The sequence below is a fragment of the Maribacter polysiphoniae genome (assembly GCF_003148665.1).
GTDB lineage: Bacteria > Bacteroidota > Bacteroidia > Flavobacteriales > Flavobacteriaceae > Maribacter_A > Maribacter_A polysiphoniae.
Window position 1 is genome coordinate 112,214 of the sequence record NZ_QGGQ01000004.1, and the last position, 18,396, is coordinate 130,609.

An 18,396-nucleotide genomic window follows, 5' to 3' on the forward strand; every position below is an offset into this window, starting at 1 on the left:
TAAAAATACAAATTGCCAATTGGTTATTGATGGAAAATAATATATTTGATTTGGAATTTATCAAATACAAATTAACAATTTGAGATATGGAGATACTTGCGAACAATCCTAATAGAAAAACTTGGATACCCACCCCGGAAAATACCGACTTTCCAATACAGAACATACCCTTCGGTGTTTTTTTAACCCGGGATGATATTATCACCATAGGCACCCGGATCGGTGATACTGCCATAGATTTAGGGGCAATGCACCAATTGGGGTATTTTGATGGAATTCCTTTGACCGATGATATTTTTCTGCAAGACACCCTAAATGATTTTATCTCTGACGGACAAAAAACATGGCGTTTGGTGCGTAACCGTATTAGTGAGGTCTTCGAAATCGGGAATGAGACGTTGAAAAATAATGAGAACCATAAGAACATTATTCTATTTGCCCTCAATGAAATAGAAATGCAACTACCAGTGCAAATTGGTGACTATACCGATTTTTACTCCAGTAAAGAACATGCCACCAATGTGGGTACGATGTTCCGTGACCCCGAAAATGCACTGCTTCCGAATTGGTTACATATTCCTGTAGGGTACCATGGTAGAAGTTCTACGATCATTCCCAGTGGCATACCGATTCACAGGCCCATGGGACAAACCATGCCCAAAGGTGCGGAAAAACCCATCTTCGGCCCTTCTCGATTGGTTGATTTTGAATTGGAAATGGCCTTTATCACTACGGATGCCAATTCTTTGGGAGAGCCTATTGCCGTAGAGAACGCGGAAGACCATATTTTTGGAATGGTCTTGTTCAACGACTGGAGTGCCCGGGATATACAAAAATGGGAATATGTTCCCCTTGGACCCTTCTTGGCCAAAAGTTTTGCTTCCTCGATTTCCCCATGGATCGTAACCTTGGATGCGTTGGCACCCTACAGATGTAAAGGTCCAAAACAAGAACCAAAGCCTTTTCCTTATTTAGCCCTTCAAGGGGAACACAGTTTTGATATTCAATTGGAAGTGGATTTGATTACACCGGAAGGCATCCCCACGACAATTTCAAAATCGAACTTCAAATACCTGTATTGGTCCATGGCACAACAATTGGCCCATCACACCACAAACGGTTGTAAAGTCAATAGTGGTGATATGATGGGCAGTGGAACGATTTCCGGTCCAACCCCCGATTCATATGGGTCAATGCTGGAACTTGCATGGCAAGGCACAAAACCCATTACCTTAAAGGACGGGAGTGAACGTAAATTCATTCAGGACAATGATACCGTAGTCATTAAGGGCTTTTGTGAAAGAAACGGACATCGTCTTGGTTTTGGTGAGGTTTCCACAAAACTATTGCCTGTTTTTAATTCCAAAAAAGATAAAAAGAACATGTAAAAAGGTTTTTCGTCGAAACAATACGATAATTTATCGTTTTACGTTATCAACAAACACAGTTTTGGCACGAGTGTTGAAAATGTAGTATACAACGGTAAATTAAATATCATGAAGAAACTTTTACTAGTAAGCGGAATTTTACTTTTTATGTTGTCTTGCGGCGGGGTAAAAAAGACCCAACAAGCCCTAAATACAGGCAATTATATGAACGCCATAAACAGTGCCGTTCAAAAGTTAGCGGAAAACAAAGACAAAAAAAGCAACCAATCTTATGTGCTTTTATTGGAGGAAGCCTTTCAAAAAAACACTGAGAGGGAGTTGGAACATATTGCTTTTCTACGAAAAGACGGTAATCCCGCAAATCTTGAAACTATCTATAAAGGATACGAAAACCTAAATCGCATTCAAGAAATGATAAAACCATTATTGCCCTTGCGCATTAATGATCAAAATAGATATGCTGAGTTTTCCCTAACCAACTATGATAGTGAGATTATTGCCACAAAGGACAAACTTTCATCGTATTTGTATGATAATGCTTTAAATCTTTTGACCAATGCCACCAACAAATACGATTATAGAAAAGCCTATGATGATTTTGATTATTTGAACGAAATTAATCCTGGCTATGGCGATACTAGGTTAAAAATGGAAGAAGCCTATCAAAAGGGCCAAGATTATGTAAAGGTAGCAATGGTAAATAATACAGAAAAGATCATTCCTGTTAAGCTTGAGGAGGAACTATTGAATTTCAATGCCTTTGGATTGGAAGACAAATGGACAAAATACCACACCAACCCCCTTTCAAACATCGACTATGATTATGATATGCAAATAGAGTTAAGGGAAATCAATATTTCCCCTGAACAAGTGAACGAAAAGCAGATCATAAAGGAAAAACAGATAAAAGACGGTCAAAAATACCTTTTGGACAATGAAGGCAATGTTGTTAAGGACAGTCTAGGCAACAAAATAAAAGTGGACAAGTTCAAAACGGTCAAATGTAATTTTTATCAGTTCACACAATTCAAAACTGCACAAGTTGCGGGCTTTATAAGCTATTTTGACCTGGAAACGAAACAACAACTAAATTCCTATCCCCTTGCCAGTGAATTTGTATTTGAACATGTGTATGCCAATTACGACGGTGATAAAAGGGCTTTGGAAAATGAATTGGTTTCCTTGTTAAACCTTGCCGCGGTTCCGTTTCCTTCAAACGAACAAATGGTATATGACGCTGGTGAAGACCTTAAAAATCGTATAAAAGGAATTATAACCTCACACCGATTCAACTAAAAAAAAGGCCCTGAATTTACTTTCAGGGCTTTTTTATTATATATAAGAATTAAGTTCAATGGAATTGATTCCCCCATGGGAATCATGGGCTACCACTACCCCATTGCGTATGACCAAAAGCTGTGGCGATTGGTGCACTACCTGGAATTTGATGCCTGTTTCATTGGAAACCTCCCTAAAACTATGTAAATCCAAATAATAGAGATCGAATTGATCTTTGGGATAATCATAATTGGCATTAAACGTATTCAACACCATTCTACTGATACCACAGGTCGTTGAATGTTTAAATATTACCTGGGTCTTGTCTTTTGATTTTTCTGCAATTTCATCCAATTGATGTACCGAAACCAGGGGTTTCCATGGTACATTGGGTTGTTCTTTCTTAGGTTTTTCACCACTTTTACCAAAAAGGTCCTTAAATAATCCCATAGTGTGTTTTTATCTCTAAGTCGCTTATAATCCAAATCCTTACTCTGCCGTAATGTCTTGTGTTTTTAGGCTTTTACAGACATTTTGTCTGCTTGTTCTACTTGGTAGGATTATTGACATTCATATATCAAAAGTAATCTATAACAAGAAAAAACAACGCTGATGAACTTTAATAATTTTACCATAAAATCACAGGAAGCCGTTCAGCTTGCCCAACAAATTGCGCAAGAGATGGGCCACCAACAGATAGAGAACGAACATCTTTTCAAGGCTATTTCGCAAGTCGATGAAAATGTACTTCCGTTCATTCTAAAGAAATTAAACGTCAACACCAATTTATTGAACCAAATCCTTGATAAGGAGTTGGAGAGTTTCCCAAAGGTAAGTGGCGGTGAGATCATGGTCTCAAGGGAAGCTGGAAAAAGCTTGAACGAAGCGGGTATCATAGCCAAGAAAATGGAAGATGAATATGTTTCCATAGAACATATCCTATTGGCGATACTCAAGTCCAAAAGTAAAATTTCACAAATCCTTAAAGACCAGGGAGTCACTGAAAAAGACCTTAAAAAAGCCATAGAGGAACTTCGAAAAGGAGGTAAAGTAACCTCCCAAAGTGCGGAAGAGACCTATAACTCCCTTGAAAAATATGCCCGTAACCTTAACCAATTGGCCGACAGCGGAAAATTGGACCCTGTTATTGGTCGGGACGAGGAAATCAGGCGTATTTTACAGATCCTCTCAAGAAGAACCAAGAACAACCCTATGCTGGTTGGTGAACCTGGTGTTGGTAAAACCGCTATCGCGGAAGGACTGGCCCATAGGATCATTCAAGGTGACATTCCCGAAAACCTAAAAGACAAAGTCATATATTCTTTGGACATGGGCGCATTGATTGCAGGTGCCAAGTACAAAGGTGAATTTGAGGAACGATTGAAATCGGTGATTAAGGAAGTTACCGCCTCAGACGGTAACATCGTACTCTTTATTGATGAGATCCATACACTCGTAGGTGCCGGTGGTGGCCAAGGGGCCATGGATGCCGCCAACATTCTTAAACCTGCTTTGGCCAGGGGTGAACTTAGGGCGATAGGTGCAACTACATTGGATGAATATCAAAAATATTTTGAAAAGGACAAAGCCTTGGAACGTAGATTCCAAAAGGTCGTAGTCAACGAACCGGACACTGAAAGTGCTATTTCCATCCTTAGGGGTATCAAGGAAAAATATGAGGCACACCACAAGGTCCAGATCAAGGATGAAGCTGTTATCGGGGCCGTAGAACTATCCCAACGGTATATAACCAATAGGTTCTTGCCTGACAAGGCCATCGACCTTATGGACGAAGCCGCTGCCAAACTCCGTATGGAAATCAATTCAAAACCAGAGGAATTGGATATATTGGATAGAAAGATCATGCAACTCGAAATTGAGATAGAAGCCATTAAGCGTGAAGATGATCAGGCCAAGCTTAAACTTCTGTATATCGATTTAGCCAATATCAAGGAAAAACGAAATGAAATCTATGCCAAGTGGGAAAGTGAAAAAACGGTGATAGACTCTATACAAAAAATTAAAAATGACATAGAGAACTTTAAAGTGGAAGCCGAACGGGCCGAACGCAGTGGGGATTATGGCAAAGTAGCTGAATTGCGTTATGGCAAGATCAAGGAAGCCCAAGAAAAATTGGATGTCCTTCAACAAGAAATGTCAGAACAGCAAAAAGGGGACACCTTGATCAAAGAGGAGGTCACTTATGAAGACATCGCAGAGGTCGTTGCCAAATGGACCGGTATTCCTGTAACCAAAATGTTGCAAAGTGAGCGTGAAAAATTATTGAAACTTGAGGAAGTCCTTCATAAACGTGTAGTTGGGCAGGATGAGGCGATACAGGCCGTATCCGATGCCATACGTAGAAGTAGGGCCGGACTTCAGGATGCCAAGAAACCAATAGGTTCATTTTTGTTCCTCGGTACTACAGGGGTCGGTAAAACCGAACTTGCGAAAACCTTGGCTTCTTATTTATTCGATGACGAGAACGCCATGACCCGTATAGATATGAGTGAATACCAAGAACGTCATTCCGTTAGTAGATTGGTAGGAGCGCCTCCAGGATATGTGGGTTATGATGAAGGTGGTCAGCTTACCGAGGCCGTAAGAAGAAGACCTTATTCCGTGGTGTTGTTGGATGAAATTGAAAAAGCGCATCCAGATACATTCAATGTGCTCTTACAAGTATTGGACGAAGGTCGACTAACCGATAACAAAGGGCGTATTGCGGACTTTAAGAATACCATAATTATTATGACAAGTAATATGGGTAGTCACATTATCCAAGAGAAGTTCGAGAACAATAAAGATATCTACAGTGCCTCAGAAGCTGCACGGGTAGAAGTCCTTGGGCTATTGCGAAAAACAATTCGTCCTGAGTTTTTAAACAGGATCGATGATATTATCATGTTCACACCATTGAACAAGGAAGATATCACACAGATCGTGAGACTGCAGTTGGAACAATTGAGAAAAATGTTGGACAAACAGAATATCACAATTGACTTTACCAATGAAGCCATTATCCATCTTGCCAATAGAGGGTATGACCCCCAATATGGTGCGAGACCTATCAAAAGGATCATACAAAAAGAAGTCTTGAACAATTTGTCCAAAGAGCTTCTTGGCGGAACCATTAAAGCGGATAGCATTGTCTTGATCGACTCCTTTGATGATCAATTGGTCTTCAGAAACCAAAATGAATTGGTAAATTAAAAGAATGCTTTTTATAAAAAAAGGCCATGTCGATAGCGTCATGGCTTTTTTTTATCGATAACATATACCATACAGTATATAGTTTTTTTATATTCGTAGAAAATAGCTGTAACATGACAACCAAAGCTGAACGAACAACTGCTTTTATAATTGAGACCGTTGCCCCAGTTTTTATCAAACACGGTTACGTGGGCACTAGTATGAGTGACCTCACAGATGCTACAGGGCTAACCAAAGGAGCTCTTTACGGCAATTTCGAAAACAAGGAAGCCCTTGCGCTTGCCGCTTATGAATACAGTGTCAATAAACTCTTCAAAGCCATTGATGAACGATTGGACATTGAAGGTGATTCTTTGGATAAATTATTCTCCTTGACCGAATTTTACAGCCATTATGATGTTTTTACCTCAGAATTGGGCGGTTGTCCCGTATTGAATATTGGGGTAGATGCACAAAACAACAATAAATCGTTGGCAGCAGCTTCGCGCGAAACAATTAGGACCATAGAAGGTAAAATTGCTTTGGTACTTGAAAATGGCGTAAACAACAACGAACTGCGATTACCGGTAACCCCACTTCAATTTGCAAAACAGTTCTTTACCATGCTACAAGGTGCCGTAGCGATGAGTACTATGACCCTTGACCGCAAATACCTTACGAATACCGTGGCCTATTTAGAAGTATTGGTCAAAAAGGAAATCAAGAAATAACCGTTTCCTATTTATTTGGGCACTACCCTATAAATCCAGGTCTTTTCGGTATAACGACCATCGAACTTACTATCACGCGCCTTACGGGCCTCACTCATGGAATCAAAGCGTCCTAAATACACATAGTTCAATTTATTCTTGCTTCTCAAAAATGATTTGGGCTGTAACCCTTTCTTGGTAAGATCGGCCTTAAATGCATCTAAATACCTTTTGGTTCCAAAAACATTGGCTATTAAATAATAACCCGGTTTTAGTCCATCTTCCCCTACAACCTCTTCATATTTCTCACCGGCCTTAGGCTTTTCCTCCTCGGTCTGTTTAACCAATTCAGCCTGTTTAATCAATTCGGCCTGCAATTGTTCTTCTTTGGCCGCATTTTCGGCAGCGATTTTGGCGGTATTGATGGAATCCATTTGCTGTTGCATCCTTAATTTTTGGGTGTCAACCAATGCCTTGTTCTTTTCTGCCTTAGCGATGGAATCCAATCTTTGCTTTTGGTCTTTACGCATTTGTACGGCTAAGTCGTCATTCGCTTTCTTTTCCCGAATAACGGAATCCCTTTTCCTTTTGCGTTCGCTTATATCCTTCTGCCTAGCCTCCCGTTTAAGGGCCAATGCTTCTGCCTTGGTCAATTCCTTTGAAAGCTCATCAACGTCGGCAATCTGTTCCAGTTCCTCCTCTTTCGGCTCTTCCTCCCGGTCTATTCTGTCTGCTTTCTTTCTTGTTACAGCCCGTCCAAAATCATAGGCCGTGGTAAATTCGACAGTCGGGTCATTCCCTTTTAAATCGGAATCGGTCCCAAATTCGACCAAGGCACCAATAGAAAAACGTTTCATGATCCTTCCCCCTCCCCCAATGGCTATTCCATAGAAACTATTATAACCTGCCTGTGCCCAAAATTTATTTGTTGACAAAACCGCACTCAGCCCTACTTGCGTATCATAAGTCGGAATCGACTTTATATAAAGCATTGGCCTAATAACGGAAGTACTATCGGAAGCCCCTAAGGAAACCGGGATATCGTAAGAGACCGTTCCCAAAAATATTTTCTCGTCAGAAGCCGTATTCCCTTCTTTCTCAGCCATATTATAATCGAACATGTTCTCTGAGGAAAACCCAATACGCAGGCCATCATAAGCAAATTGCACCCCTGGGGCAAACTGAAGTATAAAATCTTCTGAAGGGGTAAAAAATGGCAATAGTATCTGCGGATCACCTTGAAAAGGATTTCCTGAGAATTCCTGTTGGTAAGCGAAAAAGTTCAAACCGAAGGTCAAACTTGCCCGATCGTTGAAATCATAACGATACGCATAGTTCAAAACCCCTCCGGTATTCAGGTAAACATCGGTATTATGCTGATAAAACCCTGCCCCTATTGATGATGAGTTATTTATCTTCCCCGTATAATTCAAAAAGAAGGTAGTAGGGTCACCATCGACAGTCTGCCACTGCCAACGGCTCCATAACCCAACGGAATGGGTGTTGCCATAATTACTGGAAAAGGCCGGATTTAAAATACTTGAATTGGAATCAGTAAGGTTATGCTGTCTTAAATCCACAGGAAGACCTTCATTTTGAGCGTGTAAGACACTTACAAATGCTATAAACAAAAGAGACAGTTTGATTTTAACCATATGCAAAAAAACAAAAAACAAAGGGTATTACATACTATTTTAGGGTATTTTTAGTTAGAATAATTGATAAAGTCACAAACTAACGAATTACTGATTATGAAGGTTTTAAAAGCGTTGCTCATTTTTGTTTTCGTATTAGGTTTCGCGGGTTGTAAGGAAGAACCTGCCGTGGTTGATGATACCATATCTACCTTTTATTTTATCAGACATGCCGAAAAAGACAGGTCTGACCCCGAAAACATGGATTCTGAACTGTCACAAAAAGGCCTAGGTAGGGCTATGCATTGGGCAGAGATTTTGGATGAGGTAGACATCGACGCCATTTACACAACGGACTATGAAAGAACCCAAATGACAGCAGCCCCCACAGCCGTCAAAAAAAACTTAACCGTTCAAATCTACGACCCGGCCCTTATCGATCTGGAACAATTCAAAGCTGATAACCTAAATAAAAAAGTCTTGGTAGTGGGCCATAGCGATTCTACCCCGGATTTTGTGAATAAACTTATTGGTCAGGAAAAGTACCAGCAAATTGATGACTATCAAAATGGGAGCTTATTCGTGGTGGAGATCATCAATGGTATTACAACGGATATGCGTTTGAATTTCAATTGTAATTGCCCGGACTAACGACTACATCCTTTAATGCTATTTCGGACAGTAACTCCAATTCCCCATTCATAAAAAGATGGTCTATTTCGTTTATGGACGAAGAGGACGCCTTGGGCTTATAATTCCTGTAATCAACAAATCGAATACCACTGACCACTCTTTCATTATAGGCTTCCCTAAATCGCATACCCCCTCCATTGACATGGAACTCATAGGCTAGATAGTCGGGTTTAAACGTTTTGGTATTGAACCAATACAGATATACATCATCAAAGTCATCCCCACCATTTTCTTGGCTAAAGGTTACTCTTATTTTATGGTAATTGTTTTCATGGATTTTAATGTCTCCCAAATATTCCTTGTTTACGGCAGGATCGTTTAAACCATACGGCAAATACGCAAAATAATGCACTGAATTAATGGAGTTGCCGTACAGATTCGCTAAAGAATCCGGTGTAGCGATCAATTCGCCATCAATATAGCGCTCAAAGCCCTTTGAAGTCTTTAGGTCCACTATATCCAGTGAATCATTTTTCTGTATCCGCTTTAGGATCTTTTGGCCATTGGCGTTTTCCTTAACATAGATCATTCCTCGAAAATCAAAGGATATATCACTTGTCCGATATAAGTCACCCCCACAGGCATCAATACTTTTATCCACGATCTGTTGGGCAGTTATACCGTGGGTTTGTTTCTCCTTGCAGGATATAAAAAAGACCACCAATGCGGTTAATAGGGCACTTCTTGTTTTTTTCATTTTTATGGGTTCGTAAAATGACATGGAACATTACAAAGATTAAGGAATAATTCCAATTTCAGGAAATTGCGGATAGAATTATTGTTCCTATTTTTGCACCGTTATGCAGAACAAAATCAATATAAAGAATAAGAAGGCCAGGTTCGAATATGAAATATTGGATAAATACACGGCTGGTATTGTTTTGGCCGGAACGGAAATAAAATCCATCCGTCAAAGTAAAGCGTCAATATCCGAAAGTTTCTGTGAATTCAATGACCGTGGTGAACTGTACATTATCAATATGCAGATTGATGAATATTCGCATGCATCACATTTTAACCATAAGCCAAAGGCCGAACGTAAGTTGCTTTTGGGCAAGCGTGAACTTAAAAAGCTACAAAAGGAAGTCGCTTCAAGCGGTCTGACCATCGTACCCTTGAACCTGTTCTTAAACGACAGGGGGTTGGCAAAAATGAACATTGCCCTTGCCAAGGGTAAAAAATTGTACGATAAACGGGAAACGATGAAAGACCGGGATAACAAACGCGACCTTGATCGGATCAAAAAAAGTTACAATCGGTAATTGACCCATAACCTCATCAACAAGCTAATTCTTATCCTCCAATAAGGGAACAAACCTAAAGGAACCCAATTCCTTCTTCTCGAACTCCTTTTCCGATTTTCGAATGAACAAGGTCATGATCTGGTCGTCAATCCCTACGGGAATAACGAGCCTCCCCCCTATTTTCAATTGTGACATAAGGGCCTTGGGAACTTCAGGAGCACCTGCGGTAACGATGATACTGTCAAAGGGAGCCACCTCAGGAAGTCCTTTATACCCATCACCAAAAATGACCTTCTTGGGTCGATATCCCATTTTTTTGAAAAAAAGATTGGTTTTCTTAAACAATTCCAACTGTCGCTCAATAGTATATACTTTTGCCTTCAGTTGCATTAAAATTGCTGTCTGATAGCCACTACCTGTACCGATTTCCAGAACTTTGTGCCCGGGTTCAACTTCCAATAAACCGGTTTGAAAAGCGACCGTGTATGGTTGCGATATGGTTTGATCGGCTGCAATCGGGAATGCCTTATCCTGATAGGCATGCCCTTCAAAACTACTATCCATAAACAAGTGTCTAGGCACCGTTCGAATAGCGTCCAACACTTTGGTATCCACTATTCCTTTGGCAATCAACACATCGGCCAATTTATTCCGCATTCCGCGATGTTTAAGCGTATCTCTCAAGGGTAATTACTATGGTTTGGTTTGAAAAGCGAAGTTAACAAAGTTTGCCTTAAGAATTAAAGATCTTATGCTTTCCCACGCAAAACTTTTGAAGTGCAATGTAAAGAAACTAGCAAACTATCGTTATTTTTGAAAAAAATACTACCTATGCTTAAAGTCGGAGTCTTAGGAGCCGGACATTTAGGAAAAATACACCTTCGTCTGCTCAACGAATCCCAAAAATATGATCTTATTGGCTTTTATGACCCGGATGTCATCAATGGCCATAAAGTAGCCACCGAATTCGGGTACACCTATTTCGATAACATCAATGAACTTATTGATGCAGTGGATGTGGTTGATATCGTAACCCCCACACTTTCACATTATGATTGTGCCAAAAAGTCCATGGAAAAAGGGAAACATGTCTTTATTGAAAAGCCGATTACAAATACCTTTGAAGAGGCAGAGGATTTATTGCTTTTGGAAGCAAAACACGGTGTTAAAGGTCAAGTGGGACATGTCGAAAGATTCAATCCCGCATTCTTGGCCGTAAAGGACAAAATACACAATCCAATGTTTATTGAGGCCCACCGATTGGCCGAGTTCAATCCTCGGGGCACCGATGTCCCCGTTGTTTTGGATTTAATGATCCATGATATCGATGCCATTCTAAGTGTGGTAAACTCCAAGGTAAGGCAAATTAATGCCAGTGGGGTTTCGGTCATAAGCAACTCCCCGGATATTGCCAATGCCCGAATCGAATTTGAGAATGGATGTGTGGCCAATCTTACGGCAAGTAGGATATCACTCAAAAACATGCGAAAATCACGATTCTTTCAACGGGATGCCTATATCTCGGTCGACTTTTTGGAAAAAAAGGTTGAGGTGGTTAAAATGAAAGATGCCCCCGAGTCACCCGGGGATTTTGACATGATCCTACAAAATGCCGAAGGGATCAAAAAACAGATTTATTTTGAAAATCCGGATATAGAGACCAACAATGCCATTCTTGATGAATTGGAAACATTCGCGGATGCCATTTCCAAAAACGCAACACCTGTTGTTTCATTGCGTCAAGGAACGCAGGCTTTACAGGTAGCCTTGCAAATCATAGCCTCATTTTAAAGATTCCCTTATGAAAAACATAGCTGTTATCGGTGCGGGTACGATGGGTAATGGTATTGCCCACGTTTTTGCGCAAAATGGATATAAAGTGAATTTGATTGATATTTCCGAAGAATCCCTTGATCGTGGTATTGCCACGATTACCAGGAATTTAGATCGGATGCTATCCAAAGAAAAAATCACTGGGGAAGACAAAATACAAACCCTAAAAAACATAACCACCCATACACAGCTTTCCTCAGGTATACCGAACACCGACCTGGTCGTTGAGGCGGCTACGGAGCGATTGGAGATTAAACTAGGCCTGTTCAAGGAAATGGATGCCATAGCGGCACCGAACACTATTTTGGCCACGAATACCTCCTCCATATCGATTACGAAAATCGCTGCTGCCACCGCAAGACCCGAAAAGGTCATTGGCATGCATTTCATGAATCCCGTACCTATCATGAAATTGGTGGAAATCATTCGGGGCTACAACACCTCGGATGCAACCACAAAGGTTATTATGGACCTTTCCCTGAAATTGGGCAAAACCCCTACCGAGGTTAATGATTATCCGGGATTTGTGGCCAATAGGATCTTAATGCCGATGATCAATGAAGCCATTGAGACCTTGTATCATGGTGTTGCAGGGGTCGAGGAGATCGATACCGTTATGAAATTGGGTATGGCCCACCCTATGGGCCCATTGCAATTGGCAGATTTTATAGGATTGGATGTGTGCCTCTCCATTCTTAATGTGATGTACGACGGATTCAAAAACCCAAAATATGCGCCCTGTCCCCTACTCGTCAATATGGTCATGGCCAACAAACTAGGGATAAAATCCGGTGAGGGTTTTTACGACTATAACGTTTCAAGGAAAGCAGAGATAGTCTCCTCCCAATTTAAATAGGACCTATGGCTGTTATAAAACCTTTTAAGGCGGTTCGACCCACAAAGGACAAAGTGGCCCATGTTACTTCCCGATCATATCAAGAGTATTCCGAGGAAGAGTTGGAGGCCACATTGCGTTTCAACCCGTTCTCTTTCTTACACATTATCAATCCTGGATACAAGTTTTCCAAGGAAGTGTCGGGCGAAGAACGTTTCAAATTGGTCCACAATCGCTATCTCGAATTTTTAGAGGACAATATTTTTTTAAAAGACAGTAAGGATAGCTTTTATATTTACCAGATAGAGAAGAACAACTTCAAGACTTGTGGCTTTTTTTGTGCGACAAGTGTTCAGGACTATCGCGATGATATTATAAAAAAACACGAAGACACACTAAGTCAACGGGAACAATTGTTCGCCAAATATCTAAATACCGTCGGTTTCAATGCAGAACCTGTTTTGATCACCTATTCCGATAATGACTCGATCCAAGTACTTATCGACCTAGAGAAACAAAAAAAACCCGAGTACTTTTTTACCACCCCTGATAAAATCAAACATTCCCTTTGGGTGGTTTCCAATACTGATTCCATCCAAAAATTGATATGTGAGTTTAAAAAAATAGATTCGTTGTATATTGCGGATGGCCATCATCGAAGTGCATCTTCCAATGTATTGGCCCGTATGTCCAAGGATAGGAACCCCAACCATACGGGAAAGGAGCCTTATAACTATTTTATGAGCTACCTGATTCCCGAATCGGAGATACGTATCTATGAATTCAACCGTATGGTAAGGGACCTGAATGGTTTGACCAAAGAAGAATTCCTGATACGATTGGATGCTTTCTTTAGGATGGAAAACAAAGGAAGTGTGCTCTATAAGCCTTCCAAAAAACACCATTTCAGTATGTATTTGGATGGGGATTTTTATTCGCTTTTCCTTAGAAAAAAAGTATATGGATTTACGGATACCTTAAGCCAACTCGATACCCAAATCCTTTACAAGACCATATTGGAACCTATTCTAGGCATTAAGGACCTTCGAAATGATGAACGTATACATTATGGCTGTGGCAAGCATAATGTCATTCAAATGAAGGATGACATCGACAACGGAAAATTCCAGGTTGGCTTTGGTCTTGTACCTTTGAAAATAAATGAGCTAAAGGCCATTGCCGATGCCGGCTTGGTCATGCCCCCAAAAAGCACTTATATTGAACCTAAACTGAGAAGTGGCATGGCCATTTATGAGTTTTAAAATAGAAGATAATATGTCTGTAAAATCAAACCTTGAGGCTATAAAACAAACATTGCCCGAGCATGTTACCTTGGTTGCCGTTTCAAAGACAAAGCCCCAAGAAAGCATCCTAGAAGCCTATGATGGCGGCCAACGTATATTCGGCGAAAACAAAATACAGGAAATGGCCGAAAAATGGGCGGTCCTGCCCAAGGATATCGAATGGCATATGATAGGCCACGTACAGCGTAACAAGGTCAAATATATGGCCGAATTCGTTTCTTTGATTCATGGGGTGGACAGTTTCAAACTCTTGAAGGAAATCGACAAACAGGCAAAAAAGCACAACCGTACCATACCCTGTTTATTACAAATGCATATTGCCCAGGAAGCGACAAAATTCGGACTTGATCAAACCGAGCTAAACGACCTAATACAATCGGAGGCTTTCAAGGCTCTTGACCATATCGAAATCGTCGGATTGATGGGTATGGCGACCAACACCCCGGATCACGTCCAGATAAGAAATGAATTTAAACAATTAAAATCCATATTCGACCAATTAAAGGGTTCCTTACCCCATGTTTCCGTATTATCAATGGGCATGAGTGGTGACTATAAAATAGCAATTGAAGAAGGTAGTACCATGGTGCGCATAGGAAGTAGTATCTTTGGATCACGAAATTATGCGCATTAACCAAAAATGACCGAAGGCGATTGATGTATACGATACTTGACATAGAAACTACGGGCGGAAAATACAATGAAGAGGGTATTACGGAAATAGCCATCCACAAATTTGATGGCCATAAGGTCGTGGACAAGTTTATAAGCTTGATAAACCCAGAAAGGGAAATTCAACCCTTTGTGGTCAATTTAACAGGAATCAACACTAAAATGCTCCGTACGGCCCCCAAGTTTTATGAGGTGGCCAAACGAATCGTTGAAATAACAGAGGATTCGGTCCTCGTTGCCCACAATGCCCAATTCGATTATAGAATATTAAGGACTGAATTTAGGCGCTTGGGCTATAATTTTGAGCGAAAGACCTTATGTACCGTTGACCTTTCCAAAAAACTCCTACCTGATGCCGAATCGTATAGTTTGGGTAAATTGGTAAGGGCCCTCGGAATTCCCATGAGTGACCGGCATAGGGCAAATGGTGATGCTATCGCGACCCTTAAGCTTTTTAAATTACTGCTTACAAAAGACACTGAAAAAACCATCATCAAAGAAGTCGTTCGCGAAGAAACCCATGGTGAACTTTCACAACGGCAATTGGACATTGTTGAACAAATGCCTTCGGAAACCGGTGTATATTATATGCATGACAAAAAAGGGGATATACTTTTCCTTGGCAAAAGCACCAATATAAAAAAACGCGTAAACCAACACTTTACAAAAAGTGGGGATAAGGCAAGACAACTTCAAAAAGAGACGAAGACCATTACTTTCGAGGAAACAGGAAGTGAGCTTGTGGCCTTATTGAAAGAGAATGAGGAACTCTTGAAAAACAACCCAAAATACAATCCCAACACACGTAAAAAACGATTACAGGCCCTTTATGTGATTCCCGATATCAATGGCTATCAAAAATTTGAAATTGGGCCATATAATAAAGGTAAAGATTGTGTGACAACCTTCAATGGTGCTCTTTCGGCAAAAAACTTTCTTCAAAAAATCACAGTGGAATTCCAGCTTTGCCCGAAACTCAATGGTTTGGAAGAAGCGGTATGTGAGAATAAACAAAACAACCAATGTCTTGGGGCCTGTAAAGGTCAAGAAACGCCATTGGACTATAATCAAAGGGTACAACAGGTATTGGAGAAATACAGCCTCTTGGGTAAGTCGATAATCATAATCGATAAAGGACGTGAAATAGGGGAATATAGCGCCATATTGATTAAAAACGGTATATTTCAGGGATTTGGGTATTATGACCTTAACCATCAAATCAATAATATTCATATCTTGGAATCAATTATCACCCCAATGAAAGGTGATGCGACAACGAGCCATATTATTGATTCCTATCTAAGAAAAAAACGAGTTAAAAAAATAATCGACCTTAAGAACTAAGTTTTGAGCACCAAAAAAAAGAACCGGGATTGGCGGGCAACCATACATGAGGTTATATATGGGACCCACACCCCGGCAGGTAAATTATTCGATATTGTATTGCTGATCGTTATCCTATACAGTATCATAATCGTAATGCTCGAAAGTATCCCAAGTTTCGACAATCAGTACCATAGGTTTTTCAATATTTCGGAATGGGTGGTCACCATTCTTTTTACCATAGAATATATCTTGAGACTTATTAGTATAAAACAACCCCGCAAATATATCTTCAGTTTTTTCGGTATTATCGACTTGCTCTCGACGGTTCCAAAATATCTTACATTTTTCATTTTACAATCCCAGTTCCTAACGGCATTTAGGGCCCTTCGTTTGCTACGGGTCTTTAGGATATTAAAATTGGTCCGCTTTGTTGGGGAGTCCAATAAACTGGCAAGTGCCCTAAAGGCGAGTAAGACCAAAATTTTTGTATTCGTGTTTTTCGTGCTTATTGTTTCCGTTTTGCTGGGTACCATTATGTATTTGGTAGAAGGTCCTACCCACGGGTTCACCAGTATTCCCCATAGTATTTATTGGACGATTGTAACATTGACCACTGTAGGGTATGGTGATATATCACCACAAACCCCCTTAGGGCAGTTTATCGCTACCCTTATTATGATTATAGGTTACGGTGTTATTGCTGTACCGACCGGAATCGTATCCGCCGAATATGCAGCCTATTCGAAAAACCAAAAAGACAGTGACCAAGGACGTTCATGTCCGAATTGCGGAGCCGAGATCCATCGCTCGGATGCTGAGTACTGTAGAAAATGTGGGTATAAACTAATCGAGGAATAGTGAAAGCCAAAACCCTTATTTCGGTAGTAGGGCCGACCGCAATCGGTAAAACCAGTTTAGCCATATCATTGGCCAAACATTATAGTACAGAGATTATATCTGCCGATTCACGCCAGTTCTACAAAGAATTGAAAATTGGGACCGCCGTGCCCAGTGAAGAGGAATTGCTTGCCGCCAAACATCATTGCATACAGCATATAAGTATCTTTGACCACTACTCTGTAGGTGATTTTGAAAAGGAAGCCATTGCCATCCTGGACAATTTGTTCCAAACCAATGACATTGCCATCCTTGTAGGAGGTAGTGGACTGTATGTCGATGCGGTGACAAATGGATTGGATGATTTTCCTACGGTTCCTTCAAGCTATCGGGAAGCTTTGAACAAAACCTTGGAACAATCGGGAATTGGGGAACTTCAACACCAATTAAGGATTTTGGACGAAGCCTATTACAACAAGGTCGATTTGGAAAATCCACATCGCTTGATCCGGGCTTTGGAAATCTGTATGGCCACAGGCAAACCTTATTCCTCCTTTTTAAGGAAAAAGGATGTAAAAAGGCCATTCCGTACCCTAACCATTGGTATTAAGGCCGAACGCGAGATCATTTACAACAGAATCAACCAACGCGTCGATATAATGATCGGGAACGGACTTTTAGAGGAAGCCCGGCAAGTATATCCACATAGAACGCTAAACGCCTTACAAACAGTCGGCTATAAAGAGTTATTCAATTATTTTGATGGTACTTGGACCCTGGACTTCGCTATTTCAGAAATCAAAAAGAATACAAGACGATTCGCAAAAAGGCAAATGACCTGGTATAGAAAAAATGAGGGAATTTGCTGGTTTAATAGTGATGATGACCCTAGTCATATCCTAGAAGGCATTGATGACAAATTAACTGAATCAACAAATGGATAATAAGTATATCTATATCGTAATGGGTGTTTCCGGTTGTGGAAAGTCGACCATCGGCACCTTATTGGCCAATGAACTGGATATTCCTTTTTTTGATGGGGATGATTACCATCCTAAGGCGAATGTGGAAAAAATGGCCAGTGGCAAAGCGCTCAATGATGAAGATCGGAAGGGATGGTTGCAGTCGTTGAACAAGCTTGCCATCGAACATAAAGCACCAGGAGCCGTAATAGCCTGTTCAGCGTTAAAGGAGAGCTACCGGGCCTTATTGAGAAATCAATTGGAGGAGGAAATGGTTTTTGTTTACCTACAGGGAAGTTTTACCGAAATACATGAGCGATTAAAAAACCGAAAAGGACATTATATGCCTATAGCACTTTTAAAATCGCAGTTTGAAACCTTGGAGCCGCCAAAGGATGCCATAGAAATTTCAATCAACCATAATCCAAAAGAAATCATAGCCAAAATCCTTGATAAAAGGGCATAAAAAAGCCCCAACGTATACGTCG

The 18,396-nt window shown here is 40.6% G+C and carries 18 protein-coding genes; 14 read left to right on the top strand and 4 right to left on the bottom strand.

The genetic code is table 11. The features are described from left to right. Positions 1–86: 86 nt before the first annotated feature. Together fahA and LX92_RS10230 are read left to right on the top strand one after the other, a co-directional pair. Entirely contained in the window at positions 87–1,388 is a 1,302-nt protein-coding gene (fahA, locus tag LX92_RS10225; RefSeq protein WP_109650212.1) for a fumarylacetoacetase, read from the top strand. 108 nt (positions 1,389–1,496) lie between these two features. Then, on the top strand, positions 1,497–2,684 hold the full coding sequence (locus LX92_RS10230) for a hypothetical protein (RefSeq protein ID WP_109650213.1): 1,188 nt from the start codon (positions 1,497–1,499) through the stop codon (positions 2,682–2,684). Positions 2,685–2,720: 36 nt separating this feature from the next. Here the strand turns inward: LX92_RS10230 and ytxJ are convergent, their stop codons facing one another. Beyond that, complete coding sequence (ytxJ, locus tag LX92_RS10235; protein WP_109650214.1) at positions 2,721–3,116, bottom strand: bacillithiol system redox-active protein YtxJ; 396 nt, start codon at positions 3,114–3,116, stop codon at positions 2,721–2,723. A 162-nt stretch (positions 3,117–3,278) separates the two neighbouring features. Between ytxJ and clpB the strand changes: the two genes are divergently transcribed. Next, a complete protein-coding gene (clpB, locus tag LX92_RS10240) occupies positions 3,279–5,879 on the top strand; it encodes an ATP-dependent chaperone ClpB (protein WP_109650215.1) in 2,601 nt (866 codons plus the stop codon). A gap of 113 nt (positions 5,880–5,992) precedes the next feature. After that, complete coding sequence (locus LX92_RS10245; RefSeq protein WP_109650216.1) at positions 5,993–6,589, top strand: TetR/AcrR family transcriptional regulator; 597 nt, start codon at positions 5,993–5,995, stop codon at positions 6,587–6,589. 11 nt (positions 6,590–6,600) lie between these two features. On the opposite strand, the gene LX92_RS10250 is transcribed toward LX92_RS10245, so the two are convergent. Further along, on the bottom strand, positions 6,601–8,199 hold the full coding sequence (locus LX92_RS10250) for a PorP/SprF family type IX secretion system membrane protein (RefSeq protein WP_170117825.1): 1,599 nt from the start codon (positions 8,197–8,199) through the stop codon (positions 6,601–6,603). 120 nt (positions 8,200–8,319) lie between these two features. Between LX92_RS10250 and LX92_RS10255 the strand changes: the two genes are divergently transcribed. Continuing rightward, positions 8,320–8,853 (top strand): SixA phosphatase family protein, encoded by a 534-nt coding sequence (locus tag LX92_RS10255; protein ID WP_109650218.1) that lies wholly within the window; start codon positions 8,320–8,322, stop codon positions 8,851–8,853. Here LX92_RS10255 and LX92_RS10260 read toward each other — a convergent pair. Next, the gene (locus LX92_RS10260; RefSeq protein ID WP_109650769.1) at positions 8,831–9,592 is read right to left on the bottom strand and encodes a DUF6503 family protein; all 762 of its coding nucleotides are present in this window, start codon (positions 9,590–9,592) and stop codon (positions 8,831–8,833) included. The genes LX92_RS10255 and LX92_RS10260 overlap by 23 nt on opposite strands. A gap of 103 nt (positions 9,593–9,695) precedes the next feature. Here LX92_RS10260 and smpB point away from each other — a divergent pair, with 103 nt between their 5' ends. Further along, complete coding sequence (gene smpB, locus LX92_RS10265) at positions 9,696–10,157, top strand: SsrA-binding protein SmpB (RefSeq protein ID WP_109650219.1); 462 nt, start codon at positions 9,696–9,698, stop codon at positions 10,155–10,157. A gap of 24 nt (positions 10,158–10,181) precedes the next feature. Here smpB and LX92_RS10270 read toward each other — a convergent pair whose 3' ends face one another. Next, positions 10,182–10,823: a protein-L-isoaspartate(D-aspartate) O-methyltransferase gene (locus LX92_RS10270; protein ID WP_109650220.1), complete on the bottom strand. Its 642-nt coding sequence runs from the start codon at positions 10,821–10,823 to the stop codon at positions 10,182–10,184. Between the two features lie 147 nt (positions 10,824–10,970). On the opposite strand from LX92_RS10270, the gene LX92_RS10275 reads away from it, so the two are divergent. The 8 genes from LX92_RS10275 to LX92_RS10310 are packed head-to-tail and all read left to right on the top strand — an operon-like array spanning position 10,971 to position 18,374. Beyond that, positions 10,971–11,930, top strand: a complete 960-nt coding sequence (locus tag LX92_RS10275; RefSeq protein ID WP_109650221.1) for a Gfo/Idh/MocA family oxidoreductase — start codon at positions 10,971–10,973, stop codon at positions 11,928–11,930. A gap of 10 nt (positions 11,931–11,940) precedes the next feature. Beyond that, complete coding sequence (locus LX92_RS10280; protein ID WP_109650222.1) at positions 11,941–12,828, top strand: 3-hydroxyacyl-CoA dehydrogenase family protein; 888 nt, start codon at positions 11,941–11,943, stop codon at positions 12,826–12,828. Positions 12,829–12,833: 5 nt separating this feature from the next. Continuing rightward, on the top strand, positions 12,834–14,069 hold the full coding sequence (locus LX92_RS10285) for a DUF1015 domain-containing protein (RefSeq protein WP_109650223.1): 1,236 nt from the start codon (positions 12,834–12,836) through the stop codon (positions 14,067–14,069). Positions 14,070–14,082: 13 nt separating this feature from the next. Beyond that, a complete protein-coding gene (locus LX92_RS10290) occupies positions 14,083–14,745 on the top strand; it encodes a YggS family pyridoxal phosphate-dependent enzyme (protein WP_109650771.1) in 663 nt (220 codons plus the stop codon). Between the two features lie 23 nt (positions 14,746–14,768). Continuing rightward, positions 14,769–16,127, top strand: a complete 1,359-nt coding sequence (locus LX92_RS10295) for an exonuclease domain-containing protein (protein WP_109650224.1) — start codon at positions 14,769–14,771, stop codon at positions 16,125–16,127. Positions 16,128–16,130: 3 nt separating this feature from the next. Further along, positions 16,131–16,967 (top strand): ion transporter, encoded by an 837-nt coding sequence (locus LX92_RS10300; protein ID WP_109650225.1) that lies wholly within the window; start codon positions 16,131–16,133, stop codon positions 16,965–16,967. After that, complete coding sequence (gene miaA / locus LX92_RS10305) at positions 16,967–17,890, top strand: tRNA (adenosine(37)-N6)-dimethylallyltransferase MiaA (protein WP_109650226.1); 924 nt, start codon at positions 16,967–16,969, stop codon at positions 17,888–17,890. The genes LX92_RS10300 and miaA overlap by 1 nt, the downstream gene beginning before the upstream one ends. Then, a complete protein-coding gene (locus LX92_RS10310) occupies positions 17,883–18,374 on the top strand; it encodes a gluconokinase (RefSeq protein ID WP_109650227.1) in 492 nt (163 codons plus the stop codon). Before miaA ends, LX92_RS10310 begins: the two co-directional genes overlap by 8 nt. Positions 18,375–18,396: the final 22 nt, after the last annotated feature.

Bases quoted from the DNA above. Each gene is read 5' to 3' on its own strand.
- fahA (WP_109650212.1), top strand. From the start codon at position 87: ATGGAGATACTTGCGAACAATCCTAATAGAAAAACTTGGATACCCACC.
- LX92_RS10230 (WP_109650213.1), top strand. From the start codon at position 1,497: ATGAAGAAACTTTTACTAGTAAGCGGAATTTTACTTTTTATGTTGTCT.
- ytxJ (WP_109650214.1), bottom strand. From the start codon at position 3,116: ATGGGATTATTTAAGGACCTTTTTGGTAAAAGTGGTGAAAAACCTAAG.
- clpB (WP_109650215.1), top strand. From the start codon at position 3,279: ATGAACTTTAATAATTTTACCATAAAATCACAGGAAGCCGTTCAGCTT.
- LX92_RS10245 (WP_109650216.1), top strand. From the start codon at position 5,993: ATGACAACCAAAGCTGAACGAACAACTGCTTTTATAATTGAGACCGTT.
- LX92_RS10255 (WP_109650218.1), top strand. From the start codon at position 8,320: ATGAAGGTTTTAAAAGCGTTGCTCATTTTTGTTTTCGTATTAGGTTTC.
- LX92_RS10260 (WP_109650769.1), bottom strand. From the start codon at position 9,592: ATGAAAAAAACAAGAAGTGCCCTATTAACCGCATTGGTGGTCTTTTTT.
- smpB (WP_109650219.1), top strand. From the start codon at position 9,696: ATGCAGAACAAAATCAATATAAAGAATAAGAAGGCCAGGTTCGAATAT.
- LX92_RS10275 (WP_109650221.1), top strand. From the start codon at position 10,971: ATGCTTAAAGTCGGAGTCTTAGGAGCCGGACATTTAGGAAAAATACAC.
- LX92_RS10280 (WP_109650222.1), top strand. From the start codon at position 11,941: ATGAAAAACATAGCTGTTATCGGTGCGGGTACGATGGGTAATGGTATT.
- LX92_RS10285 (WP_109650223.1), top strand. From the start codon at position 12,834: ATGGCTGTTATAAAACCTTTTAAGGCGGTTCGACCCACAAAGGACAAA.
- LX92_RS10290 (WP_109650771.1), top strand. From the start codon at position 14,083: ATGTCTGTAAAATCAAACCTTGAGGCTATAAAACAAACATTGCCCGAG.
- LX92_RS10295 (WP_109650224.1), top strand. From the start codon at position 14,769: ATGTATACGATACTTGACATAGAAACTACGGGCGGAAAATACAATGAA.
- LX92_RS10310 (WP_109650227.1), top strand. From the start codon at position 17,883: ATGGATAATAAGTATATCTATATCGTAATGGGTGTTTCCGGTTGTGGA.